This is a genomic window from Paenibacillus ottowii (assembly GCF_006874425.1).
In the GTDB taxonomy this organism is placed as follows: domain Bacteria; phylum Bacillota; class Bacilli; order Paenibacillales; family Paenibacillaceae; genus Paenibacillus; species Paenibacillus ottowii.
Genome location: NZ_VIJZ01000007.1, coordinates 118,965 through 133,360, shown reverse-complemented (window position 1 = coordinate 133,360; position 14,396 = coordinate 118,965). Strand labels below are relative to the sequence as shown.

Sequence of the window (14,396 nt, the reverse complement as noted above, 5' to 3'; positions counted from 1 at the left end):
TTACCAAGAGAGTCTTATGCACACGACCCGCACATTGGACTCCCTATGGCACAATACTCTTTTACGAGGTCAAAATATAAGGACCGTTTTTTGTAATCGCAATCGTGTGCTCGTATTGAGCACCCCAACTGCCGTCTGCTGTGCTGATGGTCCAGCCATCATCCCCCCAGAGCACCGCGCCTTCGGGTCCGAGGGTAAATACCGGCTCAATGGTAATCACCATCCCTTCGCGCAGCGGCAATCCCGTTCTAGCACGGCCGTAGTGGAGAACGTCCGGCGGCTCATGCATGTGGCGCCCGATCCCATGCCCGATCAGAGATTTGACGTTACCGTACCGTCGCCATCTTGCCGCTTTTTCCACCGCATGCCCGATATCCCCTAAGGTCTTGCCCGGGCGGGCAACTTCGATGCCTTGCATCAGCGCCTTATGGGTCTGTCGTAGCAACTTGGCTACCGGCCGGCTGATGTTACCCACTGCATAGGTCCATCCCCGATCAGCCAGCCACCCATCCTTGTTGACCACAATGTCGATGGTCACAATATCCCCATCATGAAGCACCCGCTGCGAGGGAAAGCCATGACATACCACCTCATTGACCGAAGCGCAGGTAGCATAAGGGAACCCCTTATAGCCCTTTTGCTCGGGCGTGGCACCACGCTTGCGTAGAAATTGCTCCACCCAAGCATCAATTTCAAGCGTTGTGATTCCCGGAAGAATACGACTTTCCAGCGTACGATGGCAATCTGCCAAAATACGTCCGGCCTCCCTCATATAGCCGATTTCCTCCGGTGTTCGTATCGCTACTTCTATTGGAATCCGCCTCCTTTGTACATACAAATCACTAAACCTATCCCATTGTATGCAAGACGGACACAAAAAAACCGTCTCCTCTGCGGATAGACGGTTTATAAAAGTCGTGTTTCTAGTTGTTCAGTAAGCGAACCCTTAAGATACTGAAGAATTTATGCGGCCGAGTTCGTTTTCCACCACCATGGTCAACTCTTCCTCATACCCTCCTGTTATCCGGTATTTTCGCACATATTCCTTTACAAATTTTTTGGGATCCTTAGGCCGGAAAATTCGAGTCATTTCCCGCAGACTTTCCTTAACTTCATTGTGACCTTTCGTTGCCATGTAACTCCCTCCCAAAACGTTGAAAATAAGTGCTCCGTTGAAGAGAATGCCGAAAAGTATTGATGTCCTTATGCAGTGAAGTAGTATGTCTAGTGCAGCTTAGGTCGGGAATGCCTGATGCGAGGCATGTACCTGACACTATTATTAACCCATTTTCGTTTGGCTGAATCACTACCCCATTATACCATATTCAAATACAGCTTTCAGCTTTCCAGTAAATTTACATTGATTTCACCTATCTTTTACGCTTCATAGCATTTGGAGGTCTCAAATTAGCAACTGTATAGAGGTATACCTTATTTATCGGCTTTTGGAGCGTATGTGTTTGGGGTAAAATAAATAAACATAGCAAGGGAGGGAAAAGGATGAGCCGTAATGCTCCGCTGTTCACTGCACCTGTTGCCCGGCTGTCTGCGCTGAACCTCGGAACTTGTGAAGAGGAAGGCATCAATGCCTCCCTACTGGATCAGACAGATCACGAAATCCTAGCCAAATTTCCGAAAATGCACAGCTTCCTGCTGCTTCGCCACGGCAAGCTGATCTGGGAACGCTATTACAACGGTCATGAGGCAAGCGCTTTGAATGATTTGCGTTCCGCAACCAAAAGCTTCACCTCCACGCTCGTCGGCATTGCTATGGCGCGCGGGGATATGCCCGGACCCGAGACAGCTGTGCATAAGTTGATTCCTGAGTATTTACCCCAGCGGAAGGATACACTGCTAGAACGGATTACGATTCGTCATCTGCTGACTATGACGTCAGGCTTGTATTGGCAGACAGGCAAAAAGCTCGGTGAAGCTTTTATCCACCGTTTTCATCGCAGTAAAAGCTGGCCGTCCTTTGCCCTACGGTTACCTGTACAAGAGGATCAAATCGGCGTATTCCAATATCGCAGTGTGGATTCGCATCTGTTGTCCGTACTGCTCACCCGTTGCTGTGGGATTGATGCCTATACGTATGCTCTCCAGCATTTATTCGGACCGTTAGGTTTCGGGAAAAGTGGTTGGGCACAAGATCCAGAGGGCTACACCATGGGCCACATTGGTCTGTTTCTGACGTCGCGAGACATGGCTAAATTCGGCGATTGCTGCCTTCATCAGGGCATTTGGAATGGGAGAGAATTGATTCCAGCCGATTGGCTGCATCAGGCGACGCAGCGACAGGTTGAAGGCTATCCGGAATTTGGAGATTACGGATTCCAATGGTGGACTGGACGACTCCACGGTATAGACTATGCGTGTGCGCACGGACATGGAGGACAGCAAATTTATCTGATACCGGAGGCGAACGCAGTCGTGGTGTTTACAGCAGACAGCAAGGTGAGCCGCTGGAAAAACCCACGAACATTGCTAGAGCGTTTCGTTTTGCCTGCCATATCCTCCCTCAACTTGGAACGTTCCTGAAATGAGCTTCATGTGCTTATTGAATATAGGGGGCTAAACAATCATGGAAGTCTCATCACCAAAAATTCTAATATTATACGCCAGCTACGGGGAAGGCCATGTCCAGGCCGCTCGGGCAATCATGGATAGTTTGCGAAGACTCGGACACTGCGAGGTACAACTACTCGATCTGATGGCTGAATCTCATCCATGGCTGAATGGGCTGACCAAATTTGTATATATGCAAAGCTTCAAAACCATTCCACAGCTATACGGCTGGGTCTATAACATCACGCGCGGTATGCAGGCTAAATCGGCCTTTGGCCATGTACTGCATTCATTCGGAATGCGTCAGCTTGCTCTCACACTGAAAAAGGAGTTGCCGGATCTTGTGATCCATACCTTCCCGCAGCTTGCTCTCCCGGCGTTGCGCCGCAAAATGGGCATGAATTTGCCGATTGTCAATGTGGTTACAGATTTCGACCTGCATGGGCGCTGGCTACATCCTGATATTGATCGCTATTATGTAGCCACTGAGGATCTTCAGCAGGAAGCCGCGCAGCGGGGAATCCCTATCGAACGTATAGCCGCGACGGGGATTCCGATTCACGCTTCTTTTTATAACCTATCTGCCGACGAAGTCCCTGATCAGCCACAGACAATCTCACCGTTACAGACTGAGAGGACCACACTGCTCATTATGGCAGGCGCCTACGGTGTGTTATCCGGCATACTGGATATCTGTCGTCATTTGAGCCGCCTTCCGCAGCTACGACTGCTGATCGTCTGCGGACGCAACCAGCAATTGAAAGCAGAATTGGATGCGCTATATGCAGACCATCCAGACATCTATACCTACGGATTCGTGGACTACGTTCCAGCACTTATGCGAGCAAGTAATCTGGTGATTACAAAACCTGGCGGTATCACGCTCTCAGAAAGCATCGCATCTGGTTTGCCTATCCTGGTGTTCAAACCCGTACCTGGTCAGGAACTAAATAATGCTCTGTATCTGCAGCAAAAAGGAGCTGCCCGCATTGCTCGCACCACGGAGGAACTGATTCAGCATTGTCTGGATCTGATCTCCACGCCCTCTCTTGCTGAGGAAATGAAGCAGGCGATTGAGTCACTTCGCAAACCTCATCCCGCAGACCAGATTGCCGAAGACATTTTGCAGCAGCTTGTGGATAAAAGAACCTCTGTCCGGACAAATTAACGAGGAATAAGCCAGACGGAGGGGATACCAATGGAACACAAAGGAAAGGATTTACTCCCACTTACGGGTGAAAAGGTAGAAGTGGATGGTATTTATGTGGATGAGGATGGACATGAGCAACATTTGCACAGAGGCCAGCACTTCCCCGCTGATGTTGTTTTGGGTACTTCCGAGTGGAAAATGACCGAATACGCCTTTGATAACCATCACGAAGGACGTACCGATGAACGACTTATCCCCAAAGAGGATGACGAGAATAAAATGGGTAAAATCACACATCCACGCCGCCATTTACAACGCGGTGACCGATAATTGAGGTAGTATATCCACACTTACTCTCAATATGTTGATAATCTGTGGACAAACTGTGTACAAAGTATGAATAATCGTAATATTGTCTACAGATTGTGCACAATTTGTGTATAAACCATGTTATTTTTGTGGATAAATATTTATATGCGGTGGATAAAGTATGTACAATATGTGCAAAACATGTGCATAACCGTTTAAAAGGCTGGACGAATCCTTTTCGTTCAGCCTTTTTCGTATTTTTATACACATTCTCTAATTTGAGGAGTATCCTATCCTGCTGCTGGATGATGTGTTGTCCGAGTTATCTGTCGAGATCGGGTATGATCGAAAGGGAACATCGCTCGCAGTACGATGAGTTGCCCAAAAGGGACTCTATCACTTTAATGGAGACTAATCGAAAACTCGCACATGGCGCATGGAGGAGTGTAGGGTGTAAAATGGAAACGGGAACGAACAGAGTCAAAAGAGGAATTACTGACATGTAAAAAGAGTAGGGGTGATCCGAATGGCATCTATTAAAATCCTTTCACTTAATGTCGGCATGCCCAAGCAGATTCGTTTTAATCAGAAGGACGTTGCTACCGGGATATTCAAGTCGGCCACAGATGAACATCTGTATTTATCTTATCTAAACTTCGAAGGGGATGGGCAGGGCGATCTAGTTCATCACGGGGGTAAAGAGAAAGCTGTATGCGTCTATCCCTACGAACACTATTCGTTCTGGGAAAATGAATTGCAGAGACCGCTCGATTACGGCGCGTTCGGGGAAAATTTAACGACAAAGGGTTTGCTCGAAGCCGACGTTTGCATTGGAGACGTCTTTAAGCTTGGCAAAGCAATCGTTCAAGTTAGCCAGCCGAGACAGCCTTGCTACAAGTTGTCCATCAAGTACGGCGTACCGGACATGCCCTTGAAGGTACAGCAAACAGGCTACACGGGATTCTACTTCCGCGTTTTGGAAGAGGGCGTTGCATCTAAAGCTGACGAACTATCCCTCCTTCATCGCCATCCGAAAGCAATTACGGTTTCATTTGCCAATCGAATTATGCATCAAGAAAAGGATCATATCGAGGGTATTAAACAAATCCTCGAAGTGGAAGAATTGTCCGTAAGCTGGCGAAAGACGTTTCTAAAACGTTTGGCGGGAACCGAAACGGATTCTCGGGAAAGACTATCAGGCAATTTGTAAGGTGGAAGTGGTTCAATGAGTTAGTGTAGAGCCAACTTTTTTACCGAGATCGGGCATATCCTTCAATCCTGTCCTCATAGCTTGTATAGTACGGAGACTTAGCTTTGAATCATTTATAAAGGAGGATATGCCTGACATGTCAGTCTATAAGTCTTCCACAGGATTGGATGAAAATATAGCAGCTGTCCTGTGCTATTTGTTCTCATTTATTGGCGCGCTGGCCTTTGTCATGCTGGAGAAGAAAAGCCGATTTGTATTATTTCACGCACTGCAATCCATACTTTTTTTTGCAGCCCTCATGATCGGACATGTGCTGGTCGGATTCATTCCGCTACTCGGTCCTTTCCTTGCTTCCCTGCTAACACTGGTTAGCCTTGCTTTGTGGATTATCCTGTTAATTCGTGCGGGACAAGGAAAATGGCTTAAGCTTCCCTGGGTAGGAGATTTGGCTCTTCATCAAGCCCGGCAGTTATGAAAATAGCAAAAAACCTTGATCCTCAGCAAGGACTCAAGGTTTTTTTCGTTGGTCTTGTCATATATGAACGTATCCCAGCTTATCTGGATTGACCATCAAATAAAAATGTTGAATATGCTCCCCGTCAGGTGCCAGCCTGAGACATAGAGTTTCCTTCACTTCGCCGTCTTTCAGAAATGCCAGCTGAACCTCACCATTGATGACGGTGTAGACCACATCTCGTTCTCGTAAAACGGTTAATACCCGACGAGAGGTCAACAAGGCGAGAACGCCTTTGCGTACAACCATCGGCCTCATCACGGTATGCACCTTACCTCCACCATCTGATACAAATACAGGCTGTTCAGCCAGTAGCTCCAGCATAGCAGTGACATCGTAGGCGAGAAAGGCGGCTGTAAACCGTTCCAGCAGTTTTACCCGCGAAGAGTTATTTATGTGAGGACGGCTTGGAGCTTCGGAAGCAGCTTCTCCGGAAGATAGAATACGACGGGAACGACTGAACAACTGACGACAATTGCTCTCGGTCTTTCCCAGTAATTCCGCAATTTCTTTATAGTCATATTGAAAAGCTTCTCTCAGCACAAAAACAGCCCGCTCTATCGGTTTTAGCTGCTCCAATAGAACCAGAAATGCGTAAGATATCATATCTTTACGTTCTAACCAATCAGCAGGGAGGTCTGCACTCTCACCTAGCGGCTCCGGTAGCCACTGTCCTACATACGTCTCTCTTTGCTTACGCGCAGAATTCAGTAGATTCAGACACCGATTCATCGTCATTTTGGCTACATAGGCTTTAGGATTCTGTATATCACTTAGGGGCTTATTCTCCAGCTCGACAAAGCAGTCTTGAACGACATCCTCGGCATCCGTAACCGTTCCAAGCATGCGATAAGCAATGGCAAAAGAATATTTGCGATATTTTTGATACAGCTCCTCCAGACTTACATCCACCGATTCCACCGATTCTTGTTCAATCCCTTGTTCTTTGCCAGTCAAAGCGTAGCCCCCTGTTCATTAAAGACTGCCTGGATACATCCCGGTCGCGATGGCAATCCGGTTCCAGCTGTTGATCACATTAATGGCAGTGATCAAATCTAAGTACTCTTCCTCTGTAAAATGTTCTCTGACACGATTATACAAGTCTGCAGGTACCCCTTGCACTGAGATATGAGTGACCGCCTCAGCTAATTCGAGCATAGCACGTTCTTTTTCCGTGAACAAAGGAACCTCCCGCCATAAAGCAAGCTGCAAAATATGGTCAGCATAATCCCCTAGTTTTAGCAAATCCTTTGCATGCATATCGAGACAATAGGAACAGCCATTGATTTGCGATACTCTAATTTTCAGCAGTTCGTACAATACTTTGTCTGTAAAACGACCGGAAATATACTTTTCCATCTCCATCATTGCCTTGAACGTACTTGGACTCACTGCTCTGTGGTTAAATCTTAAACTCACGATACATCGCCTCCATTATTGGTTTACATACAGAAGACAAATGAACATGTGATTTTGTGACAAAGTGCAATATATCAATTTGGAATTGCCCTCAATTGATAGAGCATGTATTATAGATAAATGATTTTATGCAAAGAAGGTGAGCACTCATATGAACGGAAAAGGTTTTATTAAAGAATTTAAAGAATTCGCTGTACGGGGTAACGTGATTGACCTCGCGGTCGGTGTTATCATTGGTGGAGCGTTTGGCAAGATTGTCACTTCTGTGGTAAACGATATTATTATGCCTCCGATTGGTAAACTCTTGGGCGGTATGAATTTCCCAGACCTATATGTAGCTTTACAAGCCGCTGATCCTCTAAATGCTGACGGTACACGCAAAACTCTAGCGCAAGCCAAGGAAGCAGGAATTGCGGTCCTTGCCTATGGTCAGTTTATCAATGTCCTGCTGGACTTCCTCATCGTGGCCTTCTGTGTGTTCATGCTGGTCAAAGGGATTAACATGCTGAAGCGCAAAGAGCAGGAAAAGCCTCCTCAGGAAAAAACGATCAAGGAGTGCCCGCATTGCCTGTCCGAAATCCCTATAGCTGCTACTCGATGCGCACATTGCACTTCCAAGCTAGAGGGATTCGTTGAAGCACGCTGACACAACCCGCACTCCTATGAAGACAACAAACGGCTTAAGACGGTGTATCGTCTTAAGCCGTTTTTAGCATGGCTCAAAAAATATTAGTTGAAGTTAGTGATAATTCCCCGCGGTCTGACAGGCAAACCTTCTGCGTACAGATGGGAGACATCACCGAAGCCAATGCAACGGGGAACTGCCCATTCCTTGGAGCGTTCATCAAACAAGATGGTAGTTACGGAGCTAGGCGGCATCCAAAAACCGGACCAGACCAAAGCCAACGGTAGTTCCAACAGATGTGCAAGCCAGGTTAGCCCGAAGCCGCCATGACAAAATACGGCTACCCTGTCTTCCGTGTGCTTCAAAATTCGGTACCTGCCCTCTACCCGTTCAAAGCCTTGCCGCTTCAAAAATTCATCAGAATGAACCTTCAGCCGCTCGAAGGTTTCGGGACTTTGCGTCCCTTGGTAATAGGATATTTGCTTCCAAGAGTCATGAGTCGGCAGAGGCAGCTCAGACCGAATCACTTCACCAGGCAAATCCCAATGGGAAAGACGGCCGTATGGAGTTTCCTCCAGCTTTAGGGCTAGCTCCTGCGTCCAGTCTTCCACTTCATAAGTCATACCGAGAGAGTCGGCGGTGTAGCGCATCGTATCCAATGCCCGTCCCATGGGTGAGACGTAAATACGGTCCAGACCGTGACTGGACAGCCGTTTGGCCAGTGCCTGGGCCTCCAAATGTCCCTCTGGCGTGATGGTATTGTTAGGATAATCGGGGTCTGCATGTCGGATAATATACAATCTCATCATTGGTTCTCCGTTCCTAAGAATGGCGACAGGATCGCTTGATCTCATTCCAGCAATTAGCTCTCCTGATCTTTAATTAATGTTTATTCAGCAAATTTTCCAAAATCGCGCGCAAATCCCTGTCTTCATGGTAAACTTCCTCACCCGTATCCAGCTCAATAACCCGGATATATGTATAGTTGGCTCTGGCATCGACTGGTTTAAAAATCAATTCCTCCGGATTGTCTGGACGCACATCATAGCCCATATTTTTGAACATATCTGTTATTTGATCAATCCCCGGCTTGCCTCCACTTTCCAGCATAATCAACCCGCGCAGTTCTTTGGGCTCCTCTGGATGCATAACTCGGAAATGTACAATACATTCCATGTAAAATCGCTCCTTTCCATCATAAACCTATGTTATGGCGCAAATCCCCATGTTCCCAGCATACCCCAAAAACTACTCCACATTCCACATCGACCATCATATCGTCGAAGCGGAAAACACGTTATACTGTAAGGTAGACTTTGATTTTCCGCTTATGATAAGGAGGAACCACGATGACTAGCGAGCTTCTGGATATCTATGACGATGAGGACAACCCCCTGGGTACGGCCTCCCGACAAGAAGCACATGCCGAGGGATACTGGCACCATACCTTTCACTGCTGGCTGGCACGCGACACTTCGACAGGTCGCCGCTTGCTATTCCAACAGCGTCAGGATACAAAGGACACCTTTCCCGGATACTATGATATTACAGCAGCCGGACATTTGACTTCAGGCGAAGATATGTCTCAGGCGGCTCGCGAGCTGGAGGAAGAACTGGGTATTCATGTTCCCTTTACCTCCTTAACACCGCTGATGACCGTTCGATATGAAAGTAAAGGCACCGCCCAGGGCATCTCTTTCTGGGATCGGGAGGTCAGCTCGGTGTTTGGACTGCTGTCCAAACAGCCCCTGGAAGCCTACAGTCTTCAGCAGGAAGAAGTTGCCGGACTGTACGAGGCAGACCTTGACCAGGCACTGGCCCTGTTTGAAGGCCATATTCCATTTATTGAAGCCCAAGGTATTACGTCGGGGCCGCACCCGGAAAGAACTCGCCGCCTGATTACACCAGATCAATTCGTGCCTCACAAAGCAGGCTACATTACAGCTATATGCCGGGCTCTGATGGAACTTCCCTCACAGTAGTCTTTATGCTATTCTCCGGCTGACATATATTTGCCGATAATGCCTTCATACCGCCAGCCATACCGGGTCGACAGCTCGCTGCCCATATCATGCTCCAGCTCATACAGAATAAGATCCTGAGCAAAATGATCCAGCAGCAAACCTGTCATCACCGGATGCTCGGTTATAAGCGCCTGTGTCGGGCAATTCTCTCCCCGCATCCCCAGCATGCACCAACGCCGATCAATAACAAAAGAAAACTTGCGCCCTGACGGTTCCTGAACTTCCGTACCAGACGTACCGGGTAGCCACGGTTCAAGCATACTTTCACCGTTGTCACAGGACCATAGCAGACGCACACCCCGACTCTCGGCGTTTTTCAACGCTTCTCGCAGCAATTCTGCTTCCTCGCGCCACAAATTCAACACAATCTCGTGCTTGGCTCGCTCCAACTCACGTGTCAGACTTTCCAGTACCTTCCGGTCACCTTCCACGTTATAAAAGGTCGGTTGAGTTGGTTCTGTTCGTGGCATTTCCTTCTCCACCGCCAGCAGGGATGCCCGCATCTGCCCTTCGATTATCCGGGTCAGCTCACCCGGCGGCAGCATGCTGTAGCGTACAGGCTCTCCCGCGCTGGTTCTGAGGTATCCCTGTCCGGCCAAACGCTGCAAAGCTGCGTACACGTTGGAACGCGATGCCCCTAGACGCTTAGCCACTTCATACCCGGAAGCCGCATTTTGTCTCGAAAGCTCGACCATCACTTTGGCTTCCATCTCCGTAAAACCCAGATTCCGCAGATGTTGCAGCAAACGCTCCATATGTTCTGTTCCCCCTATGCTGCCCGGCGTTATGTCTGTGCCCTGCGGCAGCCTGTTCGGCTGCGTCAAATCTGTTCAGCTCCACAGCGCGGGCACCATTTGGAGCCTTTAGGTAATTCCGCTGTGCAGATTTGGCATTTTACATTTTCGCGTATTTGTGTAGACGTCATTGTTGGCTTCTCACCCAAGGAATTATTGGCCTTCCAATATCGAATGCGCTCGTCCAGCTCCTCTTGACGCTCGCGCTCACGTTCCAGTTCTTCAAGACGACGGTGTTCTTTCTCCAGTTCTTCCTGACGACGGCGCTCCCACTCTTCGTCGAACGCTGCTTTTTCTTCTGGAGTAAAATCAGATACCGTGTAATTGCGATCTAATCCCGTTGGATCATGCGTTTCATGCTGCTCATCCTGTTCATGCCGATCGATGACTTCATCTTCTGCATACTCCATGTAAGCAGGCGCAGCATCCTTCACTGCCTCTGACTTGCGCAGATCAAAAGAATAGGCGTCTGCCGGCACTTCCTCCCGCACAGCCGCTACCTGCTTGGAGGCTGTCTGCCTTTCATTCAGCTTGCGTCCGCATTTGGGGCAAAAGTTTGCATCCATCGGCACAACTGCACCACAGGTACATAAATGGGCGTTTTTTAATTCTGCAATTCTGCTGCGCAGCTCATCAATTTCATCCTGAAGCTCATCACAAGCTGTGGATAGCTGTGTCATCTCAGTTTCAGCCATGGACATATCGGATGCCCGGTAGCCCTCGTAAAAGATTTGACCCATTCGTAAGAAATGTACATCCATTTCCTGCTGAATCGTTGTAATTTGTGAATTGATCTTACTAATCTCGACAGCATGCTGCGCCTTTTCTGTTGCGCGATTAGCGCCTTCCTTTATACGTTGAATCAGCTTCATCTTCATTTCCTCCCATATCCAGCCGGATTTCACTGTACCGTCCGTATATCCCAAAGTTTTTTTCTGTTGGCAAGCCTCGAACTCCTGTATAATGGAATGCGGTCCTATCGCCTGTTTGAAGACTATAGGCATTGGCGTCAGCCTATTAACGTTCTGACGCTCCAGCTCTAGATCCGCATAATTCAGCACCATTTTAGTCCATAGTCTTGTTCTTTTCATCAACTCAAGCTGACTAGAACTCTATCATACCAAAAACTACCCCCATTTGTGAAAATGGAAGATTTTAAGAACGAAAGGGGTTTCAGGATCATGAACCCAAATCCTGCATTTTACCCCCGACCCATCGGGGTTCCTTATTCAACGACGATCCCTCAGGCACGTCGAGCTTCTATGGATACCAGTATAACGCTGGTGCCCGACACCGACCAAGACGCGACTTTTTTCCGTGCTATAGAGAACGCGGGCATTCATCTGAACCGCCCGCAAATTCAGGCCGTACGCCACGGTAAAGGCCCGCTTCTGACCCTCGCAGGGGCTGGCTGCGGCAAAACCACGGTGCTGGCGGCCCGTGCAGGCTACCTTATGGCGATGCGCGATGTTCCTGCATCGTCCATCCTGCTGGTGACCTTCACCAGCAAGGCCGCTGCCGAAATGAAGCTGCGCATCGCCGGATTACCCGGTGTGCGCCCTTCCGCTGCACGTGCAGTACAGGCGCGTACCTTCCACTCGTTCGCTTTGGCGATGTTGCGTCATCGCGGCGTGCAAGACGAAGTGTTCGGTGAAACGCAGGCTCAGCATACCGTCATGAAAATGATGCTGCGCCAGCTTGGACTGAGCGAGGCTTTCCAGCCGGAAAGCCTGTTGTCCGCCCTCTCCGCCTGGAAGGCGGAGGGTCGTAGCGCAGACGAGCTGCCGGAAACCATCCGCGAGGAAGCGGATGCCAAGCGTGCCATGCTCGCCTATGAAACGTGGAAACGAGAGCGCAATAAAATGGATTTTGACGATATTCTGCTGCGTGCCTCCGCGCTGCTGCGTGACCCGGATGTGCTTCAGCCGCTTCAACGGCGTTTTTCTTATATCATGGTCGATGAATTTCAGGATACGAATGCCTTGCAATATGATATGGTGCAGCGATTGGCCGCGAGGCATCGCAATCTGATGGTCGTCGGAGATGATGACCAGACGATCTATACCTTTAACGGCGCACGCCAGGAATCCATTCTGGAGTTTGATAAGGTCTATAAAGATGCAAAGGTCATTACCCTTGATATCAATTATCGCAGTGATGCGCGCATTTTGGGGTTGGGCTCCAACATCGTCGCTAAAAATGTCCATCGACGCTCCAAACGTCTTGCGGCTGCTGGTCGTGAGGGCTTGCCACCACAGTTTGCGACTCCATCCGGACCTGAGGAAGAAGCGGAACATATTGTTACTCATCTACTCCAGCAGGTAGAGGAAGGCCGGCTTCAATACCGCGATATCGCCATTTTGCACCGAACGGCCAGCGGAAGCCGATCTATTTTTGAGCAATTGATTATGCGGGATGTTCCATTTATTCAGTACGGAGCAGGCGCCGTGTTTTACGATCAGTCTCTGATTCGTCCTTTAATGGACCACTTGCGTCTGTCGCTGAACCCACGGCGAATGGAATCCATTCCAAGCACGCTTGGACCGCTGTATGTCTCCCGTGAGGCTGGGATGGAATGGATTATGCGCGAAGAGAAACAGCAGGCTAAAAAATACCCGTTAATCCACCTTAGCCGCTGGGATCGACTACGTGATTTTCAGCGTGAACAGGTGAAAGAACGCATTCGTCTGATTCGCAGTCTCGCTACTATGAAGCCAGCCTATGCCATTCAGGAAATGCGGCGTGTCTTTTATGACAAATATTTGGAAAGTGGCGACACGGGCGCATGGACGCATTATAAGGAAACGATGCAAGAAAGTCTGGAGGAGCTTGAAACGGCAGCCAAGCGATTTGACACCGTGGAGGCATTCGTCAGCTTTGCGGACGAGCTTTCGGAGCGCCACCGCCAAATGGAATCGCTCCGCAGAGAGGAAGACAGCGATGCTGTTCGGCTCATGACGATCCACCGTGCCAAGGGATTGGAGTTCCCTTGCGTATATTGGATCGGGGCCAGCGAAGGCATCCTGCCGCACAGCTCCGCCCTACACAGCGAGCTGCCGGAGGATCGCCGGGCAGGTGCCGCCCCCGCAACAGCTGTGGATAACGAGGCGGCGCTGGAAGAAGAGCGCCGTCTCGCTTACGTGGCCGTCACCCGGGCGAAGGAGCTGCTATACATCACCTCCCCCGCCTCCAATCACGGCAAGCCTGCCGCCGTTTCGCGCTTCCTGCTGGAAGCCTATGGGGTCACCCCTGAGGCTTCCAAACCAGAAACGCGCCGCAGCAGCTTTGGCCAACCCAAGGTTTCCGGGTATGGCAGCCGGAGCGGCGGCGGTGCGACAGCGTCTGGGACCGCAACCCGCGTGAGCAGCAGGCCGGGATCAGCCTCAGCCGCTACTACAGCACGGACGACCTCGGCGACAGCTAGGTCACAGACTGAGCCACGCGTCAATGTGCCTGTGTGGAAATGCACGGACGCCGCCTGCAAGGCATGGATGCGGCGCGACACCGTAGGTGGACGCCGCGCAAATTCGGCGAGTGCAGGCACGCCGCCAGTGTGTCCGCTCTGTTCTTCCCCCATGACGGAGGGAACACGCAGTATCCCTGCCAGATGAGTGCGAGACGTGTAGCTAGATGGAGCTGCACTTCACTGTTCCCGTCATTTAGTCCGATTAGTGCAGATCTATAATGAGGATCAAAAAAGGCATTGTCGTTCATTTTTCAGCAGCCTGACGAAAATAAATTTTAGACAGACTAAATAAAATAAAAAACGGTAGACTAGGATATGAA

Annotated in this window: 16 protein-coding genes; 8 read left to right on the top strand and 8 right to left on the bottom strand. The window is 49.4% G+C overall.

The window, feature by feature from the left end; genetic code table 11:
- Positions 1-61: 61 nt before the first annotated feature.
- The gene (gene map / locus FKV70_RS17140) at positions 62-811 is read right to left on the bottom strand and encodes a type I methionyl aminopeptidase (protein WP_064796781.1); all 750 of its coding nucleotides are present in this window, start codon (positions 809-811) and stop codon (positions 62-64) included.
- Positions 812-946: 135 nt separating this feature from the next.
- On the bottom strand, positions 947-1,135 hold the full coding sequence (locus FKV70_RS17135) for a hypothetical protein (RefSeq protein WP_007428354.1): 189 nt from the start codon (positions 1,133-1,135) through the stop codon (positions 947-949).
- A gap of 365 nt (positions 1,136-1,500) precedes the next feature.
- On the opposite strand from FKV70_RS17135, the gene FKV70_RS17130 reads away from it, so the two are divergent.
- The 5 genes from FKV70_RS17130 to FKV70_RS17110 all read left to right on the top strand — a co-directional run bounded on the left by FKV70_RS17130 (position 1,501) and on the right by FKV70_RS17110 (position 5,709).
- Positions 1,501-2,538, top strand: coding sequence for a serine hydrolase domain-containing protein (locus tag FKV70_RS17130; protein ID WP_142613597.1), 1,038 nt, complete (start codon positions 1,501-1,503; stop codon positions 2,536-2,538).
- Between the two features lie 43 nt (positions 2,539-2,581).
- The gene (locus tag FKV70_RS17125) at positions 2,582-3,733 is read left to right on the top strand and encodes an MGDG synthase family glycosyltransferase (protein ID WP_142613596.1); all 1,152 of its coding nucleotides are present in this window, start codon (positions 2,582-2,584) and stop codon (positions 3,731-3,733) included.
- A gap of 30 nt (positions 3,734-3,763) precedes the next feature.
- A complete protein-coding gene (locus tag FKV70_RS17120; protein WP_063211316.1) occupies positions 3,764-4,045 on the top strand; it encodes a hypothetical protein in 282 nt (93 codons plus the stop codon).
- 505 nt (positions 4,046-4,550) lie between these two features.
- A complete protein-coding gene (locus FKV70_RS17115) occupies positions 4,551-5,234 on the top strand; it encodes an MOSC domain-containing protein (protein WP_142613595.1) in 684 nt (227 codons plus the stop codon).
- 136 nt (positions 5,235-5,370) lie between these two features.
- Positions 5,371-5,709 carry a DUF4870 domain-containing protein gene (locus tag FKV70_RS17110; RefSeq protein WP_064796655.1) on the top strand — a complete coding sequence of 113 codons (339 nt, stop codon included), beginning with the start codon at positions 5,371-5,373 and terminating at the stop codon, positions 5,707-5,709.
- Positions 5,710-5,766: 57 nt separating this feature from the next.
- Here FKV70_RS17110 and FKV70_RS17105 read toward each other — a convergent pair whose 3' ends face one another.
- The gene (locus FKV70_RS17105) at positions 5,767-6,705 is read right to left on the bottom strand and encodes a sigma-70 family RNA polymerase sigma factor (protein ID WP_142613594.1); all 939 of its coding nucleotides are present in this window, start codon (positions 6,703-6,705) and stop codon (positions 5,767-5,769) included.
- An 18-nt stretch (positions 6,706-6,723) separates the two neighbouring features.
- On the bottom strand, positions 6,724-7,167 hold the full coding sequence (locus tag FKV70_RS17100) for a carboxymuconolactone decarboxylase family protein (protein WP_064796657.1): 444 nt from the start codon (positions 7,165-7,167) through the stop codon (positions 6,724-6,726).
- 151 nt (positions 7,168-7,318) lie between these two features.
- On the opposite strand from FKV70_RS17100, the gene mscL reads away from it, so the two are divergent.
- Positions 7,319-7,813, top strand: coding sequence for a large conductance mechanosensitive channel protein MscL (mscL, locus tag FKV70_RS17095; protein ID WP_064796658.1), 495 nt, complete (start codon positions 7,319-7,321; stop codon positions 7,811-7,813).
- 83 nt (positions 7,814-7,896) lie between these two features.
- Here mscL and FKV70_RS17090 read toward each other — a convergent pair whose 3' ends face one another.
- Positions 7,897-8,598, bottom strand: coding sequence for a histidine phosphatase family protein (locus FKV70_RS17090; RefSeq protein ID WP_142613593.1), 702 nt, complete (start codon positions 8,596-8,598; stop codon positions 7,897-7,899).
- Positions 8,599-8,674: 76 nt separating this feature from the next.
- The gene (locus FKV70_RS17085) at positions 8,675-8,968 is read right to left on the bottom strand and encodes a hypothetical protein (protein WP_063211304.1); all 294 of its coding nucleotides are present in this window, start codon (positions 8,966-8,968) and stop codon (positions 8,675-8,677) included.
- Between the two features lie 173 nt (positions 8,969-9,141).
- Between FKV70_RS17085 and FKV70_RS17080 the strand changes: the two genes are divergently transcribed.
- Positions 9,142-9,774: an NUDIX hydrolase gene (locus tag FKV70_RS17080; RefSeq protein ID WP_142613592.1), complete on the top strand. Its 633-nt coding sequence runs from the start codon at positions 9,142-9,144 to the stop codon at positions 9,772-9,774.
- Between the two features lie 8 nt (positions 9,775-9,782).
- On the opposite strand, the gene FKV70_RS17075 is transcribed toward FKV70_RS17080, so the two are convergent.
- Both FKV70_RS17075 and FKV70_RS17070 read right to left on the bottom strand, forming a co-directional pair.
- The gene (locus FKV70_RS17075) at positions 9,783-10,571 is read right to left on the bottom strand and encodes a TrmB family transcriptional regulator (RefSeq protein WP_142613728.1); all 789 of its coding nucleotides are present in this window, start codon (positions 10,569-10,571) and stop codon (positions 9,783-9,785) included.
- Positions 10,572-10,636: 65 nt separating this feature from the next.
- Positions 10,637-11,482: a zinc ribbon domain-containing protein gene (locus FKV70_RS17070; RefSeq protein WP_063211630.1), complete on the bottom strand. Its 846-nt coding sequence runs from the start codon at positions 11,480-11,482 to the stop codon at positions 10,637-10,639.
- 309 nt (positions 11,483-11,791) lie between these two features.
- Here FKV70_RS17070 and FKV70_RS17065 point away from each other — a divergent pair, with 309 nt between their 5' ends.
- On the top strand, positions 11,792-14,221 hold the full coding sequence (locus tag FKV70_RS17065; RefSeq protein WP_142613591.1) for a UvrD-helicase domain-containing protein: 2,430 nt from the start codon (positions 11,792-11,794) through the stop codon (positions 14,219-14,221).
- Positions 14,222-14,396 lie beyond the last annotated feature (175 nt).